Below are 16,994 nucleotides of genomic sequence, written 5' to 3'. Positions count from 1 at the left end.
CGTCGGAAGCGCACGTTCGAAAGGTTGAATGTCGTCGCCGATACGCGATTCGGCAAGGCTCTGGTTCCGCGCATGTATATTGGCGATCCATGCATCGATTGGCCGGCGATTTCGCGTGGCTTCGTTTGCAGGTCGCCCTGCGCACGCGTCGCCGGCTGTCCGGATCGTGGCGCGCGCGGTGAAAGATCCAGCGCCAGCATAAAAACAGCCAACATTCCGAGCCCGCGCATGAGCGATACCGATATCGTGTTTCAACCGACCGTGGACGATCTGGTCCACGCTTACCGCCTGAATCTCTGGCGCAGATACAACTGGAAAAATCTGCTCAGGACATTCGCGATCATGTCGATTGTGTACGTCGTCCTATTGTTCGGCGGCTTCCGGGTGGCAAGCGGCGCGTTGCCGGAATGGCGCAATATCTGGTGGATCGCGGGAATCGCGGCGGTGGTCACGATCGGTGTGCCGCTGCTCTACCATCTGGTAATGCGTCGTGTCGCTCGCAAGATATACAGCCAGCAAAAGACCCTCCATCAGCCGCACACGGTCATCTGGCGCAGCGAATGCTTCATCGTCGAATCCCCGACTTCGCACGAGGAATTTCGCTTTGCGGATCTTGTTCACTGGAGCGAGGATCGTTACGTGATCCTGCTTTATCAGTCGGCGGTGATGTTCCGCCTCATACCGAAGCGGGCGCTTGCGGCGTCGCAGGTGGACCTCCTGCGACGGACGCTGCTACAGAACGGCGTCCGCAAGATCTAGCGGGCCGGTGCGCACACCCTGAAACCCGGCGCGGTGCTTCGCCCGGGTTGCGAAACGGGCTGGTCGCACGATGCGATGCCCGCGTCACGTTACTGATACCCGTAGCACTGCTTCAACCCCGCGTAGTCGTAGAAGTGACTCCCCGGCGCGATCTTCGCGCCGTCGCACGCAGCCTGGAAATCCGTTTCGCGCTCGTTGTACAGCATCTTCACGATGAGCCGCGACCCGTTGCGATAGACATCCCACTGCATGTTCGCGGCCATCGGCGATACCTTGTCGCCGCGCCACGGGTTGTTCGCGGACGTGTACGTCTGCGCTTGCGGCGTCGGCACGAACACGTTCTTCAGGTTCATGATCGACGCAAACGGAATCACGATCTCCGCATGCGTGAAGCGCAGCTTCGCGGCGCGGGTCAGGTCGCCGCGCGCGATCGCATCGACTTCGCCGAAGAAATCGTCCTGCAGCACCTTCGCCATCCGGTACGTGACAGGGTTCGCTTCCTGGATGCCGGGCCCCTTCTGGTAGTAGTCCTCGGCATCCTGCAGATACGCGAGATACTGCGCCTGCTCCGCGCCGATGTACTTCTCCATCGTGACACCGCCGGTTTCTGCCGTCATCGCGGGCGCGACCTGCAGCAGGTTGTACAGCACGTTGACCGCTTCGACGGCCGTCGCGATCTTCGTCTTGCCGTCGCCCTTCAGCGTGTTGGTGAACTTGCCGTCCGCCGACGTGAACGCATAGGTTCCCGTGTTCGCGAACGTGTAGCCATCGGTGCCGAGCTTCGCGATGAAGGCCGGCGACACGAGCGCGGCGAGTACCGTTTGCGCGACCTCGGCCGCCTGCGGCGCGGCCTTGATCGCTTTGAGCTTCGCGGCAACCGTCGCGTCGTTCGCATAGGCCTGGTAAGCCTGGCTCGCCTGGTAGGTCGCGTAGTACGGATTGCCCGCATCGGTCACGAGGTCGGTGGCCGGCTTCAGCGAGTGGAAATACAGCAGGAAACGGTTGGTGCCGGCCGGCTGGGCGACCGGCGCGTTCGAGGGATAGCCGGATGGCGCGGCCGGCAGCGTGATCGCCGGGGCCAGCGCCGGCTGCGCGGCCACGAGCGACGCGGAGAAATAGGTCGAACTGTCGACCGCGCGATCCTGGCCCGAGTTGACGACGACGATCTGCCGGTTGCCGGCCGCGAACAGCGCAGGCAACCGCTGCGCGAGGCGCGCGGCGAGTTGCTGGTGTTCACGGATGCCGGTTTGCGTGAGGTTGCCGTACCCGGGTGTCGAGATGCCCGCCACGCCATAGCCGAGCAGCGCATTGGCCTTCATCATCGCGTACGTATCGGCCTTGAGTTGCGCGCCGAGCGCGGTCAGCGCGCCGTCGGCCTCGGCCTTGACCAGCATCGCGTAGATCGCGCCGTCGTACTTGAAGCCCGACAGCCCGCGCGAGCCGTGGCGCGCGACGAGTTCGGTGTAGACGGGCGCGTAGCCGGCGGGCGGCGCTTCGTACGTCGCGGCGTCCTGCTGCGGACGGTAGGGCGTCTTCGTCTGGTAATAGGTCGCGGGGGCCGGCGTGGGCCGGGGTTGCGGCTGCGGTTGCGGTGCGGGCGTCGAGCCGCTGTTGTCGGCAGAGGCCGCGGGCGGTGTCGAGTCTTCCCCGCCGCAAGCGGCGAGCAGCAGGCAGGCAACGGCGAGGGCGGTGGCGGTGGCGGTGCGGATCGGGCGTGTCATCGTGGCGTGCAACGGGCGGGGCGACGCGGGTTCGCGTCGTCCCGTTTCCGGGAGGGATCGGTCAAGCCCGGAAGTGTTGCAAGCGACTTTGACAGCAGAATGTCAGGATGCGGTCGGGCAATCGTCGGATTGCCGCCGGATCGCGGGTGGCCGGCTGCCGCCAGCCCGTGTGCCGGCGTTCAGTGCAGCCCGGCCGACGCGATCGAGCGCACGGTGTCGGTGATGTTCACGCAGCGCGAGAGGCCGAAATGCTCGGCTTCGCGGCGCTCCGGTTCGCTGCTCGCGATCGCAAATGCGCGTTCGGGTGGCACGCCGAGTGCCTGCAGCGCGACGTCGTAAGGATGCTGGTTCGATCGGGAGTCCTGCTGATTGGCGTCCGTGACGACGACCGAGAAGCGGTCGAGATTCGCGCGGCCGAACTGGCCTTCGAACATGTCGCTGAGCCGTGCGGCCGGCAGCGTCGTGACGAGACCGAGTCGATATCCTTCTTCCGATGCCCGGTCGAGCCACTGGATGATCGCGTCGCGTTGATGGCGCGATTCGTGCGAATCCGGTGTTGCTTCGATTTGCGCGAATGCAGCGTCGAGACGGGTGACGATGGCTTCGATAACCACGGTGATTCCTCTTCAGAGACGTGATGATCCGTTCGCCGACGGGAATGCCACACACCTTAGCGTCGATCCGGAAAACGCGACCAATTAATATTTTTATCCGACCTATACTGTTTGGCTAATGAGTAGGCGGGCGAGCCAGAACCGGCGCGGGATGCGGGTCGCGCGGCATTTCTCGTGCGACATGCATCGCATCGACGGCCTTCGATGTGATGCACCAGATTCGAGCACGTTGTGGATGCAACCGTTATATGCATATAAAAAAACGGCATATCGGGCGATGTGCGCCCGATATGCCGTTGTGTGACGCCGGGTGCCGGTCGTCGATCAGTGCAGCTTGATCGACGGCTGGTTGCGGCTTTGCAGCCAGTGGCTCAGCGACTGGAACAGCGCGCGCTTCACGCCGACCACGCTGAACAGGTGCTTGCGATACAGGAACTTGTACAGGCCGATCGCGGCGAGCCCGTCGACGATCAGCGAGCGCGAACGCACGCCGAGGTCGGCCTGATACACGGCGCCCGCATCCCCGAGCGACACGACGGTGCCTGCATCGCGGAACGTGAAGCCGGCCACCGGCTTGCCGGCGACACGGCGCGCGAACGCGTTGACCAGATACACGGCCTGCTGGTACGCGACCTGCGCGCGCGGTGGCAGGAAGCCGCTCGCGCCGGCCGTCGGGCACGCGGCGCAGTCGCCGAACGCATACACGTGCGGATCGTCCGGCGTCTGCAGCGTATCGGTCACGATTACCTGGTTCGACCGGTTGAGCGCGATGTCGCCGATCTGCCGCAGAAGCGCGGGCCCTGCCACGCCGGCCGCCCAGATCGTGATGTCGCTCGCGAGCCGTTCACCCGTCGCGGTCGTCACGGCATCCGCGCCGACTTCCGCCACGCGGGTATCGGTCAGCACGTCGACGTTCAGCGCGCGCAACTGCGCGTGCATCTTCGCGGACAGCCGCTCGTCGAGCGCCGGCAGGATGCGCGGGCCGCCTTCGATCAGCCGGATGTGCACGTCGCGGGCCGACACCAGCGCCTTGAAGCGGTACGTCGTCAGTTGCTGGATCGCATGCCGCAATGCCGCTGCCAGCTCGACGCCCGTCGCGCCCGCACCGATCACGTTGATGCAGATCGGCGCCGCCCGCCGCGCGGGCTGCTGCTCGGCCAGGTGATTCGCCTTCGTGCAGGCCGCGAGGAACTTCCGGCGGAAATCCTCGGCCTGGTCGAGGTTCTCGAGCGGCAGCGCATGGCGTGCCGCACCCGGTACGTTGAAGAAGTTCGTCACGCTGCCGACGGCGAGCACGAGGTCGTCATAGCCGAGCTCGCGCTGCGGCAGGATCTCCGTGCCGTCCGCGTCATGCACCGCCTCGATCGTCGCCGTGCGTGCCGCGCGGTCGACCCGCTGCAGCGCGCCCTGCACGAAGCGGAAGCCATGGCGCTTCGCTTGCGCCGCGTATTCGATCGTGTGGGAGGCCGGGTCGCGATGGCCCGATGCGGCTTCGTGCAGCAGCGGCTTCCAGAAGTGCGTCGGGTAGCGGTCGACGAGCACGACTTCGGCTTGACCGCGGCGCCCGACCGTATCGCCGAGACGCGTGGCGAGGTGCAGGCCGCCGGCGCCGCCGCCGACGATTACGATGCGCGGCAGGCGCGGTGCGCGGTCCGTTGCAAGGTTGGGCGTGGTGTTGTCCATGTTGGGCTCCCGCTGAATGACGATTCGGATGACATTGCTCAAGAACCGACGATATAGTTTCGAACCAACGCGAACAATTTAATGTTTATAAGCGACTCATATGTATTCACTTATAGGAAAGACCGCGACGTTCCGGCAGTTGAAGGCGCTGGACATGATTGCGCGGCTCGGCAGCGTGTCGCGGGCGGCCGAGGAGCTGAACCTGACGCAGCCGGCCGTGTCGCTGCAGGTTCGCCTGCTCGAGGAGGCGGTGGGCGCCGCTTTGCTGCAGCGGGTGGGGCGTGGCGTGCAACTGACCGCGGCCGGCGAGATCGTGTCGCGCTATGCGCGCGAAATCCTGCATCTGTGGAGCGAGGCCGGCGACGAAGTGGCCGCGCTGACGGGCGATCTCGGCGGCACGCTGCGGATCGGCGCGATCACGACGGCCGAGTACCTGATTCCGCCGCTGCTCGTGAAATTCACCGCGACGCGTCCGCATGTGAAGACCTATTTCAAGGTTGGAAATCGTGACGACATCATCCGCATGCTCGCGACGCATGAAATCGATCTCGCGGTGATGGGCAGCGCGCCGAAGGAACTGCGTACGCATGCGGTGGAGTTCGCGAAGCATCCGATGGTGTTCGTCGCGGCGCCGGGCCATCCGCTGATGCAGCGCAAGCGCATCTCGCTGAAGGATCTCGAATCCGCGCACCTGCTCGTGCGCGAACGCGGCGCGGGTACGCGCTCGACGGTCGAGAACCTGTTCAAGACGGGGGGCTATCGCTTTCATGTGGGCTCCGAACTGTCGAGCAACGAAGCGATCAAGCAGATGGCTGAAGCGGGGCTCGGCATCGCGTTCCTGTCGTTGCACGCGTGTGCACTCGAACTGCGCACCGGGCTGCTCGGGCAACTGCCGTTCCCCGGCAACCCTATTGAGCGCGAATGGTATGTGGTCACGCTCGCCGACCGGCGCATTTCGCAGGTCACGGGGCTGTTCCGCGATTTCCTGATCAAGCAGGGCGCACCGGTGATCGACGGCGCGACGGTGGCGCCGCACGAGCGGCGGCGCAAGTAAGCGGACGACGCCGGCCGGTCGTCCGGTCGGTCAGACGAGCCCGAAATCGTCGTTGCTGTCGGGGATCGACGCGAGCAGCCGTTCGAGCCGGTACCAGCCGACGATGCGCAGAAACCAGGCGGCGAGCGTGGTGCGGTCGTTGCGGGAGTCGGCGCTGGAACGAAGGCGCGCGGCGCCGGACGGCGAAGCGGCGGCGAAGGCCGCGCACTGCGGGCGGGAATGGGGCATGACGGGCTCCGTAGGAGTCGGATGGGGCCATCGTAAGCGGCGTGGCGCTCGCCGGCGCGCACGCAAGGATCGTCCTGAGCAGAAACGGATGATCTTTTTTTGTGCGGCAGGATGCGGCCCCGCAGGCGAGGCACGCCGGCCGAAAACGCGTCACAATGCGCGTTCGACACACGATCTGGTGGAGCCAAGCCATGAGCGACCCGATTCTCGCCGCGCCGCCGGACAACGGCGTCCCGGTCAGCTTGCGTTCCAGCCGCGGGCTCGGCTGGCGGGGCTTCGGCGCGGCGCTGCTCGACATTCGCGCCGGCACATACCGGATTCCGGCGGCCGACCATCATCGCATTGGTGTGCATATCGGCGGGCCCGTTCGCGCGGAATGCGTGTGCGACGGCGAGCGCGTGTCGCGCATCCAGGCGCATGGCGACGTCGACGTGATTCCGGCCGGCCTGCCCGGCCAGTGGACCGACAGCGCCGACTGCCGGATCCTGCACATCATGCTCAGCGACACGTTCGTGCGGCGCACTTTCGAGCACCTCGAACTGAAGCCGTCGCAGGCGCAGATCCGCCGCAGGCTGCAGGTGCGCGATCCTCGCCTGCAGCACATCGCATGGGCGATGGCGGCCGAACTCGAAGCGGACGATGCGTCGGATCCGCTCTATGCGGAAAGCCTGTGCACGGCGCTTGTCGCGCGGCTGGTCGATGGCCAGCCGGCGTTTCGCGGGCGCCGGCGCACGCTTGCACCGAAGGCGGCGGCGCGCGTGATCGACTATGTCGAGGCGAACCTCGAGCGGCGCATGACGCTTGCCGAACTCGCGGCGATCGTGTCGATCAGCGTGCCGCATTTCAAGGTGCTGTTCCGCGAAACGCTCGGGATGCCCGTGCACCAGTACGTCGTGCGGCGCCGGGTCGAGCGGGCGAAGGCGTTGCTGCTCGAAGGCCGGCTCAGCATCAGCCAGATCGCGCTCGAAGCCGGTTTTGCGCACCAGAGCCACATGGCGAACTGGATGAATCGCGTGCTGGGTGCGACACCGACGGAGATTGCGCGGTCAGGGGCGGGTTGCGGCTTGCGGCTTGCGTATGACGGTGACGGCAGCGGGAGTACGGTATGACGGCGTGATGGCGCCGAGCGGGACGTGGGGTGTCGCGGCCGATTCCGGACAATCGTCCAACAGGCTGTTGGACGATTGTCGCGCTTACCTTTATCCGGCGGCTAGCTCATCGCCTTTCGTCTCGACGGGCCTGCTGAAGCGCAGCGCGCTGGGTGGACGGCTCGACCATCGATGGGTGCAGCTGTTCGTCGTCGGCAGATCGTACGATTCGAAGTGACCGGTGGCGCAGCACGCAACGCATACGGCACATGGCAGATGAAGGCCGCCAGTTAATCCGTCATCCTTTCCTGCTCCATTCATCCCTCCCTGCGCGCCGCTCCGGCCACGCAACCTGACAATCACCGCACCTTCATCCCCCCAGGAGCGAATCGTGTTCGTGATATTCGGAGCATCAGGCAATGTCGGCCTGTCGACCGTGACGGCCTTGCGCAACGCCGGCCATCCCGTGCGCGCGGTGTTGCGCGACGCACGCCATCGTGAACGTTTCGTGCAGCTCGGCTGCGACGTCGTGATCGCCGAGCTGACCGACGCCAACGCGGTCGCATCTGCAATCGACGGCGCACAGGCCGTACAGATACTGTGCCCGGTGCCCGTCGCCGACCCCGATCCGGCGGCGACGATGACGCGTACGATCGACGTCGCGACCGCCGCACTCGCCGCAAACCCGCCGCCCGTGCTGCTCGCACTGTCGGATTACGGCGCGGAGCGTGAAGGCAACACGGGCATCACGCGTCTGTTTCATCACCTCGAGGAGCGGTTGAAGGCGATCCCGACGCAACTGACCTTGCTGCGTTCGGCCGAGCATTTGCAGAACTGGACGCGGATCCTGCCGGTCGCGCTCGGCACCGGTGTGCTGCCTAGCTTCCACCATCCGGTCGGCAAGGTGTTCCCGACGGTCTGGGCGCCCGATGTGGGCGTCGTCGCGGCCCGGCTGCTGCTCGACGTGCCCGAGGGCGGCAACGGGCCGCGCATCGTCAGCGTCGAAGGACCGAGGCGGGTGAGCGTGACCGCGATCGTCGATACGCTCGGCGCGGCAGCCGGCCGCGTGATCGTCGCGCATGAGCTGCCACGCGACACGTGGACTGCGACGCTATTGCGCGCGGGCCTCAGCGAAGGCCACGCACAACTGATCGTCGATCTCTACGACGTGCACAACGCCGGACAGATCGACGTCGAGGCGGGCGTGTCGGAGCGGCTTTACGGGACGACGACGCTGACCGATGCGCTCGCGCAACTGGTGCGCCAGCACGCGCGCTGATCGCCGTGGCGGCGAGCGGTGCGCGCGTGGCGCATCACGTCGCCCGCCGCACCTTGTTCAGTACAGCATACGAAAGCGACCCGATCACGATTCCCCAGAACGCGGAGCCGAGCCCGAGCCACGTCATGCCCGATGCGGTTGCGAGGAACGTGATCAGCGACGCCTCGCGGTGATTCTCGTCCTCGAAGATCCCGTGCACGTTCGCGCCGATCGCGCCGATCAGCGCGAGCCCGGCGAGGATCGCGACGAACGCCTTCGGCAGCGCGAAGAACACCGTGACGATCGTGCCCGCGAAGAGCCCGCCGACCAGGTAGAACACACCGTTCGCGAGGCCGGCGACGTAGCGCCGGCCCGCATCCTCATGCGCGTCCTTGCCGGTGCAGAGCGCGGCCGTGATCGCCGCGACGACGATCGTGATCCCGCCGAAGCACGCAACCACGAGCGACATCACGCTGGTCGCCGTGATGATCGGGCGCGCAGGTGTGTGATAGCCGGACACGCGCAGGATCGTCATGCCCGGCAGGAACTGGCCGGTGAGGCTGACGACGACGAGCGGCAGCGCGAGGCTGAGCGTCGTGCCGAGTGTCCATTCGGGCGCGATGAAGATCGGGTGCGCGATGCTCGGCGACACGTTGCCGAGATGCGTCATCCCGAGCGCCGTCGCCAGCGCGGCGCCCGTCAGCAGCACGAGCACGATGCTGTAGCGCGGCAGCAGGCGCCTGAAGATCACGTAGGCCGCGATCATCCCGAACGCGAGCGCGGGCTGCTCCGACGCGGCGGCGAATGCATGCGTGCCGAACGGCAGCAGGATGCCGGCCATCATCCCGCACGCGATGCCGCGCGGAATGTGACGCACGAGCCGGTCGAAATAGCCGGTGACGCCGATCAACAGGATGATCAGCGCGGCCGTGATGTAGGCGCCGACGGCCTGGTTGAGCGTCAGTTGCGGAAACAGGCCGACGAGCAGCGCGGTGCCGGGTGCCGACCACGCGGTGATGACCGGCACCTTCATCTTCCAGCTCGCGAACAGGCCCGATACGCCCGCGCCGATGGAGATCGCCCAGACCCACGACGACACCATTTCATCGGACACGTGCGCGGCCTGCGACGCCTGGAAGAAGATCGCGAGCGGGCCCGCGTAGGAAATCAGTACCGCGAGAAAGCCGGCGGTAATCGCGGAAACGGACCAGTCGTTGCCGATCGCGCGGATTGCGCCGGGCGGGGTGTTCGGTTGCATCGTCGTGGGGGCATGCGGCGCGTGGCCGGGGACAGAGCCGGGGCGAATGATTGTTGGAAGCCCCGGACGAGCCGCCATTCTGGGCATTGGCGGCTCACTTGGCAATGCGCGGGGGAGACGATCGGCGCTGTCGGCATTTTGTAATATTATGGCCGCTAGCGAGCAGGATCGACGGAGATTGAATCGACTTGCTCCACCACCTTGACCGCTTCTTTCAGATCGCCTTCGAGCGTGCGGCCGTGGCTGTCGTAGAAGACCTGCGTCGTGTAGATCGTCAGCGTGGCGGCAACGGGCCTGCCGTGGTCGCTCCAGTTGACGGGCACCGTATAGGGGCCGACTCGTGCTCCCGACAGGCCGGGGATGGCGTCGCCCGCGATGCGAATGCCCACCGGGGCTCCGCGAATCTCGAAAGTCGCCAGCACGAAGCGCTCCAACGTCGGCTTGTCGCGGAACAGCGGGAGAATGTCTTCGTTGAATCCGACTGTGCCTTCCGCAAATCCAGGCAGTGGAAGCAGGGCGAGCAGCATGGCCGCCAGAACATTCCGTAGCCCGATGCGCTCGCGAGATTTCGCGCCCTGTGTGTTCATGATCGACACTCCTCTACCGGATTCCCGTGGTTCGTGACATCGGGGGACTCTACCGGAAGCAATGTCGATGTTGTATCGGAGCGGTGGGATCGACGTGGCGCGCAAGCCGCGACGGGAATCGACCGCCCGTCACGTACTGATCTGCAGCACCTTGTCGACCACCGCCACCTTCACGCCGCTCCCCGTCGACAGCGACGCCGTGCCCTGGTCGAACGGATGCACGGGCGTATCGGTCGGTGTCCACGCATGGCGCGCGAGCAATTCGCGATACCCGCCGCGAATCACGAAGCCGCCGCATTTCCGGCCATACGCGTCGCGTCGCATCCGGTACGCGCGCGGTAGGTCGTACCACGGTAGCTTCGGCAGGTCGTGATGGACGAGGTGGTAGTTGTTGTTCAGGTACAGCAGCCGCATCGCGAAGCCGGCTTCGTTGATCGTGATGCGTGCCTTCGGATGCCGCGCGGCGCGGTGCTCGTACAGCGAGCGGATCATCGCGAGGGACAGCGCGGGCCACGTGACGGCCAGCAGGTAGTACCACCACGGCACGCCGATCGCCCATTGCAGCCACGCGAGCAGCGCGGCCACGCAGGCGCCGTGCGTCGCCCACATCGGCAGGTAGCGGAAGTCGCCGCGCCGGAACCCGGCGCACGCATCGGCGAACGTCGCGGCGATGCTCAGCGGCGGCCCGACGACGATGCGTCCGATGAAGGTCTTGCGCGCGACCGTCAGCGCGCGGCGCCAGCGCGGCAGCCGCGCCCAGCGTTCGCGCGTCACGTAGTTCGTTTCGGGATCGACGCCCGGCACGGTCAGGTCTTCGTCGCGGTGATGGTCGAGATGCGTGTCGCGATACAGCGTGTACGGATACCAGACCGTCAGCGGCGGATAGCCGAGCAGCTTGTTCACGAATGCGGAGCGCGTCGGATGGCCGTGCAGCAGCTCGTGCTGTAGCGACAGGTGCCATGCGCCGAGCAGGATCAGCGGCGGCGTCGCGGCCGCGAGCGACAGGGTCCGTTCGCGCACGAGCAGCAGCACGGCGAGCCAGCCGCCGTAGATCGCGGCGACCAGCAGCCAGGTCGGCCATTCGGTGCGGGCGGTGAAGCGGGCGTGGAGCGCGGCGATCGCACGCGCGTGGTCGACGTCGAAGTATTCGGCCATGGCGTTGAGGCAGGATTGAACGGGCAGTGCGGGGAACGAGCGGTTGAACCGGTGCGCTCGGCCCGGTGCGCAGGTGTCTCGCGGATCACGGTCGGCCTGTCCGGTATCGCGACGATGGCGATGCTCGGGCAGGCATCACGACGGTACCGGGATCGCACGGCACGGCCAACCAATCGATTCGCAATTGCTTATCGTCGCGCGGCCGATAAGCTTCGGGCGCGCGGCATGACGGTCGTGCCCCATTTTCGGCGGGATGAACCGGGTTCCGCTGTGTCGCCGTCGCTGCGTAGAATGCCCGGATGAGCCAATGGATCGCCGCCCTGCCGATGTACAACGTGACGCCGCGCCACGCCGTGCTGTGGCGCGCGCTGCTGCGCGACGCGCTCGCCGCGTTCGCGAACGCGGGCGGGCCCGCCGATGTCGCGCTGCCTGACGAACCGTTCGGCGACCTGCACGCGCTGTGGCGGCGGGGCGATCTGCTGCTGTCGCAGACCTGCGGCTACCCGTACCGGATGCTGGGCTTGCGCGACGACGTGCGATTGATCGCGACACCGTGTTTCGATGCGGACGGCTGTGACGGCGCGCAGTACCGCAGCATGCTGGTCGTGTCGGCGCGCGCCCATGCGGGCGGCGCGACGACGCTCGCCGCCTGCCGGGGGCTGCGGGCTGCATTCAACGGCGAGGATTCACACAGCGGGATGAACGCGCTCCGGCATGCGGTGGCGCCGCATGCACATGACGGGCGGTTTTTCGGATCGGTCACGCCATTCGGTTCACACCTGAACGTGCTGCGTGCGCTGGCTTCGGGCGAAGCCGATTGCGCGTCGATCGACTGCGTGACGTTTGCCTATATCGGCGACGCGTTGCCCGATCTGCTGAAGGACGTCCGGATCATCGGTACGACGGCCTCCGCGCCGGGATTGCCGTTCATCGCATCGTGCGGGCTGCCGGAAACGCTGATCGGCGCATGGCAGGATGCGCTCGATCGCGCGGTCGCCGCCGATGCGGAGCGCGCGCGCGTGCTGAGACTGAAGGGATTCGAACGGCTGCCGCCCGATGCCTACGAGGCGATCGAACGGTTTGCGCGGGAGGCCGCCGCGCACGGATATCCGGAGCTCGCGTAGCGCGCGGGAGCGGTGCGCGGCCTGACAGGGCGCCGCCCGATGGCCGATAGAAGCGGCGACAACCGTGGGTCGCCCGAGGCCATTCAGATCCGGATGCCGGTTCAGGTTCGGCGAAGGCGCCACGGCGCAGCCATGCCAGCCGCGCCGCTCCCGCCATGCCGCTTACTCTTCGTCCATCAAGCGGACCTTGACCCGCTTGCCCTTGATCTTCCCCGCATTGAGCTTGCGCAGCGCGTCGCGCGCGACGCCGCGCTCGAGCGCGACATAGGTCGAGAACTCGGTCACGTTGATCTTGCCGATCTGCTTGCCGTCGAACCCGGCGTCGCCGGTCAGCGCGCCGAGCACGTCGCCCGGACGGATCTTGTCCTTGCGCCCGCCGAGGATCTGCAGCGTTTCCATCGGCGGCGTCAGCACGCCGTCGTCGGCCGGCTTCAGTTCCGCGAGCGGATGCCATTCGACTTCGCGCTTCTGCGCCTGTTCGATCCCGCCGACGCGGCCCATCTCGTCCATGCTCGCGAGGCTCAGCGCCCAGCCGTCCTGATCCGCGCGGCCCGTTCGGCCGATGCGGTGCACGTGCACTTCGGGATCGGGCGTCACGTCGACGTTGATCACGGCTTCGAGCTGCGCGATGTCGAGCCCGCGCGCGGCGACGTCGGTTGCCACCAGCACCGAGCAGCTGCGGTTCGCGAACTGGATCAGCACCTGGTCGCGCTCGCGCTGGTCGAGCTCGCCGTGCAGCGCGAGCGCGTGGAAGCCTTGCGCGTGCAGCACGTCGAGCAGGTCGCGGCACTGCTGTTTCGTGTTGCAGAACGCGATCGTGCTCACCGGCCGGTAATGGTTCAGCAACTGGCCCACCGCATGCAGCCGCTCGTCCTCCGTCACTTCATAGAAGCGCTGGCGGATCTTGCTGTCGTCATGGCGCTCCTGGAGCTTGATTTCCTTCGGATTGCGCAGGAACTGCTGGCTCAGCTTGACGATGCCGTCCGGATAGGTCGCGGAGAACAGCAGCGTCTGGCGCGTGGTCGGGCACATGCGTGCGACCTTCGCGATGTCGTCGAAGAAGCCCATGTCGAGCATCCGGTCGGCTTCGTCGAGCACCAGCGTGTTCAGTGCGTCGAGCTTCAGGTTGCCGCGATCGAGGTGGTCCATGATGCGGCCCGGCGTGCCGACGACGATGTGCGCGCCGTGCTCGAGGCTCTGCGCCTGCGGGCGCATCGGCGTGCCGCCGCAGAGCGTCAGCACCTTCACGTTCTCCTCGGCGCGCGCGAGGCGGCGCACTTCCTGCGCGACCTGGTCGGCGAGTTCGCGCGTCGGGCACAGGATCATCGCCTGCACGTCGAAGCTGCGCGCGTCGAGGCGTGCCAGCAGCGCGAGCGAGAACGCGGCGGTCTTGCCGCTGCCCGTCTTCGCCTGGGCGATCAGGTCCTGGCCGGCCAGCGCGATCGGCAGGCTGGCGGCCTGGATCGGCGTCATGTCGACATAGCCGAGCTGCGCGAGGTTGGCGAGCGTGGCGGGCGTCAGCGGCAGCGCGCTGAAGGGTGTGGCGGTCGGTTGGGTCATGTCAGGAGAGATCTCCGAGGTAAGGCTTGCCTTCCATCTGTTCGTAGACGACGTTGCCTTCATCGTCCTCGAAGCGCTCGAGGTAGTTGCGTGCGCCGCACAGCGGGCAGCGGAACAGCAGCCCCTGGCCTTCGTCCTTGATGACGACGTCGGACTGCTCCCACTGCGTGCCGCAGCTCTGGTTTCGGCAAGTAAACACGGTTATTTCTCCAGCTGAATTCGGTTGATGGCGCGCCCGGCGGGCGCGGCAGCGAGGTGCGGCACTCGCGCAGCTTGGGCGCGGGCCGCACCGGCGGTCGCGTGGACCGCGTCGATGCGGGTGGTGGATCGGTGGCGACGGCGTCGCGCGTGCCCGCAATTCTAGCGGATGCGGGCGGCCGGGGACGACTGATCGCGCGTGGCCGGTAGCGGGCGCGCGGCCGGGGCGATCGGCTGCGGTTCGGCTGGTAGCGGACGACATTGTGGGCGACCTTGCGGGTGACCGGTTGCGGACGACCGGCAGCGGATGACCGGTAGCAGACGACCGGTAGCGAGCGACCGGTAGCGAGCGACCGGCAGCGGATGACCGGTAGCAGACGACCGACAGTGAACGACCAGCAGCGGACGACCGGCAGCGGACGACCGGCAGCGGACGACCGGCAGCGGACGACCAGCAGCGGACGACCAGCAGCGGACGACCGGCAGCGGATGACCCGCAGCGGACGACCCGCAGCGGACGACCGGCAGCGGACGACCGGTAGCGGACGACCAGCAGTGAACGACCAGCAGCGGATGACCGGCAGCGGACGACCAGCAGCGGACGGCCGGCAGCGGAAGACCGGCAGCGAACGACCGCCAGCGAACGACCGCCAGCGAACGACCAGCAGCGAACGACCAGCAGCGAACGACCAGCAGCGAACGACCAGCAGCGAACGACCCGCAGCGAACAACCGGCAGCGCTGCGACGTGCAATGTAGCAGCCGACGCAGCCCCCGCAGCACGAAGCACGCCGCTCCATCCCCATCCGCCATGTAAAACGGCCGCCCCGGAGGGCGGCCGTGCGGTGCGGCGAATCGGGGCCGGACGCGTTACAGCGCCATGTCGGCCGCGGCCTTCGCCGGGCGCGCCGGGGCCGTGCCCGTCGCCTGCGACGGCGTCGCCATGTCGATCTTCGGCGGCGGCGAGAGCTGCAGCACGTCGCTCGTGTACGTCCATTCCTCGACGACCTTCGCCGGGCTGTCGTTCAGCTTCGTGCCGTAGCTCGGCACGATCTGATGGATCTTCTGCTGCCACTCGGGCGTCGCGACCTTGTCCTTGAACACCTTCTTCATCAGGTTCAGCATGATCGGTGCAGCCGTCGACGCACCCGGCGACGCACCCAGCAGGCCCGCGATGCTGCCGTCCTGCGAGCTGACGATCTCGGTTCCGAGCTTCAGCACGCCACCCTTCACCGGGTCGCGCTTGATGATCTGCACGCGCTGGCCGGCCTGCCACAGGCGCCAGTCTTCCTTCTTCGCGTTCGGGAAGTATTCCTTCAACGCGTTGAAGCGGTCGTCGTCGGACAGCATCAGCTGGCCGGCGAGGTACTGGACCAGCGGGAATTCGTCCACGCCCACACGCATCATCGGCGCGACGTTATGCGTGTTGGTGCTCTTGAGCAGGTCGAAGTACGAACCGTTCTTCAGGAACTTGGTCGAGAACGTCGCGAACGGCCCGAACAGGATGATCTTCTTGCCGTCGATGATCCGCGTGTCGAGGTGCGGCACCGACATCGGCGGCGAGCCGACCGACGCCTTGCCGTACGCCTTCGCGAGATGCTGCTTCACGACCTCGGGGTTCTCCGTCACGAGGAACGAGCCGCCGACCGGGAACGCGCCGTAGTCCTTCGCCTCGGGGATGCCCGATGCCTGCAGCAGGTGCAGCGCACCGCCGCCCGCGCCGATGAACACGAACTTCGCGTCGACCGACTGCGCGGGTTCATCCGAGTGCAGCTTGACCCACGTCACGTGCCACGTGCCGTCGGCATTGCGCGTGATCTCGCGCACTTCGCTCGACAGCGACAGCGTGAAGTTCGGCTGCGTCTTCAGGTAGCCGACGAACTGGCGCGTGATTTCGCCGAAGTTCACGTCGGTGCCGATCGGCGTCCACGTTGCCGCGACCTTCTGGTTGCGGTCGCGGCCTTCCATCATCAGCGGCACCCACTGCTTGATCTGGTCGTAGTCTTCCGAATACTGCATCCCGCGGAACAGCGGGCTGGCCTGCAGCGCCTCGTAGCGCTTCTTCAGGAAGCGGACATTGTCGTCACCCCACACGAAGCTCATGTGCGGCGTCGAGTTGATGAACGAGCGCGGGTTCTTCAGCACGCCCTGCTTGACCTGCCACGCCCAGAACTGGCGCGAGATCTGGAACGACTCGTTGATCTCGATCGCCTTCGAGATGTCGACCTTGCCGTCCGCCTTCTCCGGCGTGTAGTTGAGTTCGGCGAGGGCCGAGTGGCCGGTGCCGGCGTTGTTCCAGCCGTTCGAGCTTTCCAGTGCGACGCCGTCGAGGCGCTCGACCATCGTCATCGACCAGTCAGGTTGAAGCTCGTGCAGCCAGACGCCGAGCGTCGAGCTCATGATGCCGCCGCCCACCAGCAGGACGTCGACCTTCTTCGTATCGGCGGCGTGCGCGGACGATGTCGCGACGCACAGCGCGAGCGCCGACAGTATTACCCGTAACGTTTTGATCACAGCAGATCCCTTTTTCAACTTGGATGCATCGGTTTGCCAAGCCGCCCGGCGCGCGTGTCGACCGCGGTGAAACGCGGATCCGGAGATCCGGATCGCGAATCCGGAATTCCGGATCGTCGCCGCGCGCCGTTGCATTTGCGCACGCGAAACCGTCGGGAAGGACACCTTCGGATCGGCTTCCTGCGGGCAGGCAA

15 protein-coding genes are annotated in these 16,994 nt (G+C 66.7%); 5 read left to right on the top strand and 10 right to left on the bottom strand.

Annotated elements, in window-relative coordinates:
- The first annotated feature begins 228 nt into the window (after positions 1-228).
- Positions 229-759, top strand: a complete 531-nt coding sequence (locus tag HAV18_RS10980; RefSeq protein ID WP_166955456.1) for a YcxB family protein — start codon at positions 229-231, stop codon at positions 757-759.
- A gap of 89 nt (positions 760-848) precedes the next feature.
- Here HAV18_RS10980 and HAV18_RS10975 read toward each other — a convergent pair whose 3' ends face one another.
- The 3 genes from HAV18_RS10975 to HAV18_RS10965 all read right to left on the bottom strand — a co-directional run bounded on the left by HAV18_RS10975 (position 849) and on the right by HAV18_RS10965 (position 4,777).
- On the bottom strand, positions 849-2,480 hold the full coding sequence (locus tag HAV18_RS10975; protein WP_166955455.1) for a histidine-type phosphatase: 1,632 nt from the start codon (positions 2,478-2,480) through the stop codon (positions 849-851).
- Positions 2,481-2,659: 179 nt separating this feature from the next.
- Entirely contained in the window at positions 2,660-3,094 is a 435-nt protein-coding gene (locus tag HAV18_RS10970; RefSeq protein WP_166955454.1) for a phosphatase, read from the bottom strand.
- A gap of 324 nt (positions 3,095-3,418) precedes the next feature.
- Entirely contained in the window at positions 3,419-4,777 is a 1,359-nt protein-coding gene (locus HAV18_RS10965; RefSeq protein ID WP_166955453.1) for an NAD(P)/FAD-dependent oxidoreductase, read from the bottom strand.
- 100 nt (positions 4,778-4,877) lie between these two features.
- Between HAV18_RS10965 and HAV18_RS10960 the strand changes: the two genes are divergently transcribed.
- Positions 4,878-5,831 (top strand): LysR family transcriptional regulator, encoded by a 954-nt coding sequence (locus HAV18_RS10960; RefSeq protein WP_166955451.1) that lies wholly within the window; start codon positions 4,878-4,880, stop codon positions 5,829-5,831.
- Between the two features lie 30 nt (positions 5,832-5,861).
- Here HAV18_RS10960 and HAV18_RS10955 read toward each other — a convergent pair whose 3' ends face one another.
- The gene (locus HAV18_RS10955; protein WP_166955450.1) at positions 5,862-6,059 is read right to left on the bottom strand and encodes a hypothetical protein; all 198 of its coding nucleotides are present in this window, start codon (positions 6,057-6,059) and stop codon (positions 5,862-5,864) included.
- Positions 6,060-6,250: 191 nt separating this feature from the next.
- Between HAV18_RS10955 and HAV18_RS10950 the strand changes: the two genes are divergently transcribed.
- A complete protein-coding gene (locus HAV18_RS10950; protein ID WP_166955449.1) occupies positions 6,251-7,168 on the top strand; it encodes an AraC family transcriptional regulator in 918 nt (305 codons plus the stop codon).
- Positions 7,169-7,538: 370 nt separating this feature from the next.
- Positions 7,539-8,426, top strand: a complete 888-nt coding sequence (locus HAV18_RS10945; protein WP_166955448.1) for an NAD(P)H-binding protein — start codon at positions 7,539-7,541, stop codon at positions 8,424-8,426.
- A 34-nt stretch (positions 8,427-8,460) separates the two neighbouring features.
- Here the strand turns inward: HAV18_RS10945 and HAV18_RS10940 are convergent, their stop codons facing one another.
- The 3 genes from HAV18_RS10940 to HAV18_RS10930 form a co-directional block, all read right to left on the bottom strand.
- Positions 8,461-9,663: a benzoate/H(+) symporter BenE family transporter gene (locus HAV18_RS10940; RefSeq protein WP_166955447.1), complete on the bottom strand. Its 1,203-nt coding sequence runs from the start codon at positions 9,661-9,663 to the stop codon at positions 8,461-8,463.
- A gap of 155 nt (positions 9,664-9,818) precedes the next feature.
- Positions 9,819-10,250: a hypothetical protein gene (locus HAV18_RS10935; protein WP_166955446.1), complete on the bottom strand. Its 432-nt coding sequence runs from the start codon at positions 10,248-10,250 to the stop codon at positions 9,819-9,821.
- Between the two features lie 129 nt (positions 10,251-10,379).
- Positions 10,380-11,405: a fatty acid desaturase gene (locus HAV18_RS10930; protein WP_166955445.1), complete on the bottom strand. Its 1,026-nt coding sequence runs from the start codon at positions 11,403-11,405 to the stop codon at positions 10,380-10,382.
- A gap of 299 nt (positions 11,406-11,704) precedes the next feature.
- Here HAV18_RS10930 and HAV18_RS10925 point away from each other — a divergent pair, with 299 nt between their 5' ends.
- Positions 11,705-12,529, top strand: a complete 825-nt coding sequence (locus HAV18_RS10925; RefSeq protein WP_166955444.1) for a phosphate/phosphite/phosphonate ABC transporter substrate-binding protein — start codon at positions 11,705-11,707, stop codon at positions 12,527-12,529.
- Positions 12,530-12,691: 162 nt separating this feature from the next.
- Here HAV18_RS10925 and dbpA read toward each other — a convergent pair whose 3' ends face one another.
- The 3 genes from dbpA to mqo form a co-directional block, all read right to left on the bottom strand.
- A complete protein-coding gene (dbpA, locus tag HAV18_RS10920) occupies positions 12,692-14,089 on the bottom strand; it encodes an ATP-dependent RNA helicase DbpA (RefSeq protein WP_166955443.1) in 1,398 nt (465 codons plus the stop codon).
- A gap of 1 nt (position 14,090) precedes the next feature.
- On the bottom strand, positions 14,091-14,288 hold the full coding sequence (locus HAV18_RS10915; protein ID WP_014900532.1) for a hypothetical protein: 198 nt from the start codon (positions 14,286-14,288) through the stop codon (positions 14,091-14,093).
- 868 nt (positions 14,289-15,156) lie between these two features.
- Entirely contained in the window at positions 15,157-16,800 is a 1,644-nt protein-coding gene (gene mqo, locus HAV18_RS10910) for a malate dehydrogenase (quinone) (protein ID WP_166955441.1), read from the bottom strand.
- Positions 16,801-16,994 lie beyond the last annotated feature (194 nt).

The sequence above is a fragment of the Burkholderia sp. D-99 genome (genome assembly GCF_011605345.1).
Taxonomy (GTDB): Bacteria; Pseudomonadota; Gammaproteobacteria; order Burkholderiales; family Burkholderiaceae; genus Burkholderia.
Note: the sequence above shows the minus strand (reverse complement) of the source record. Positions and strands in the feature narration are given on the sequence as shown.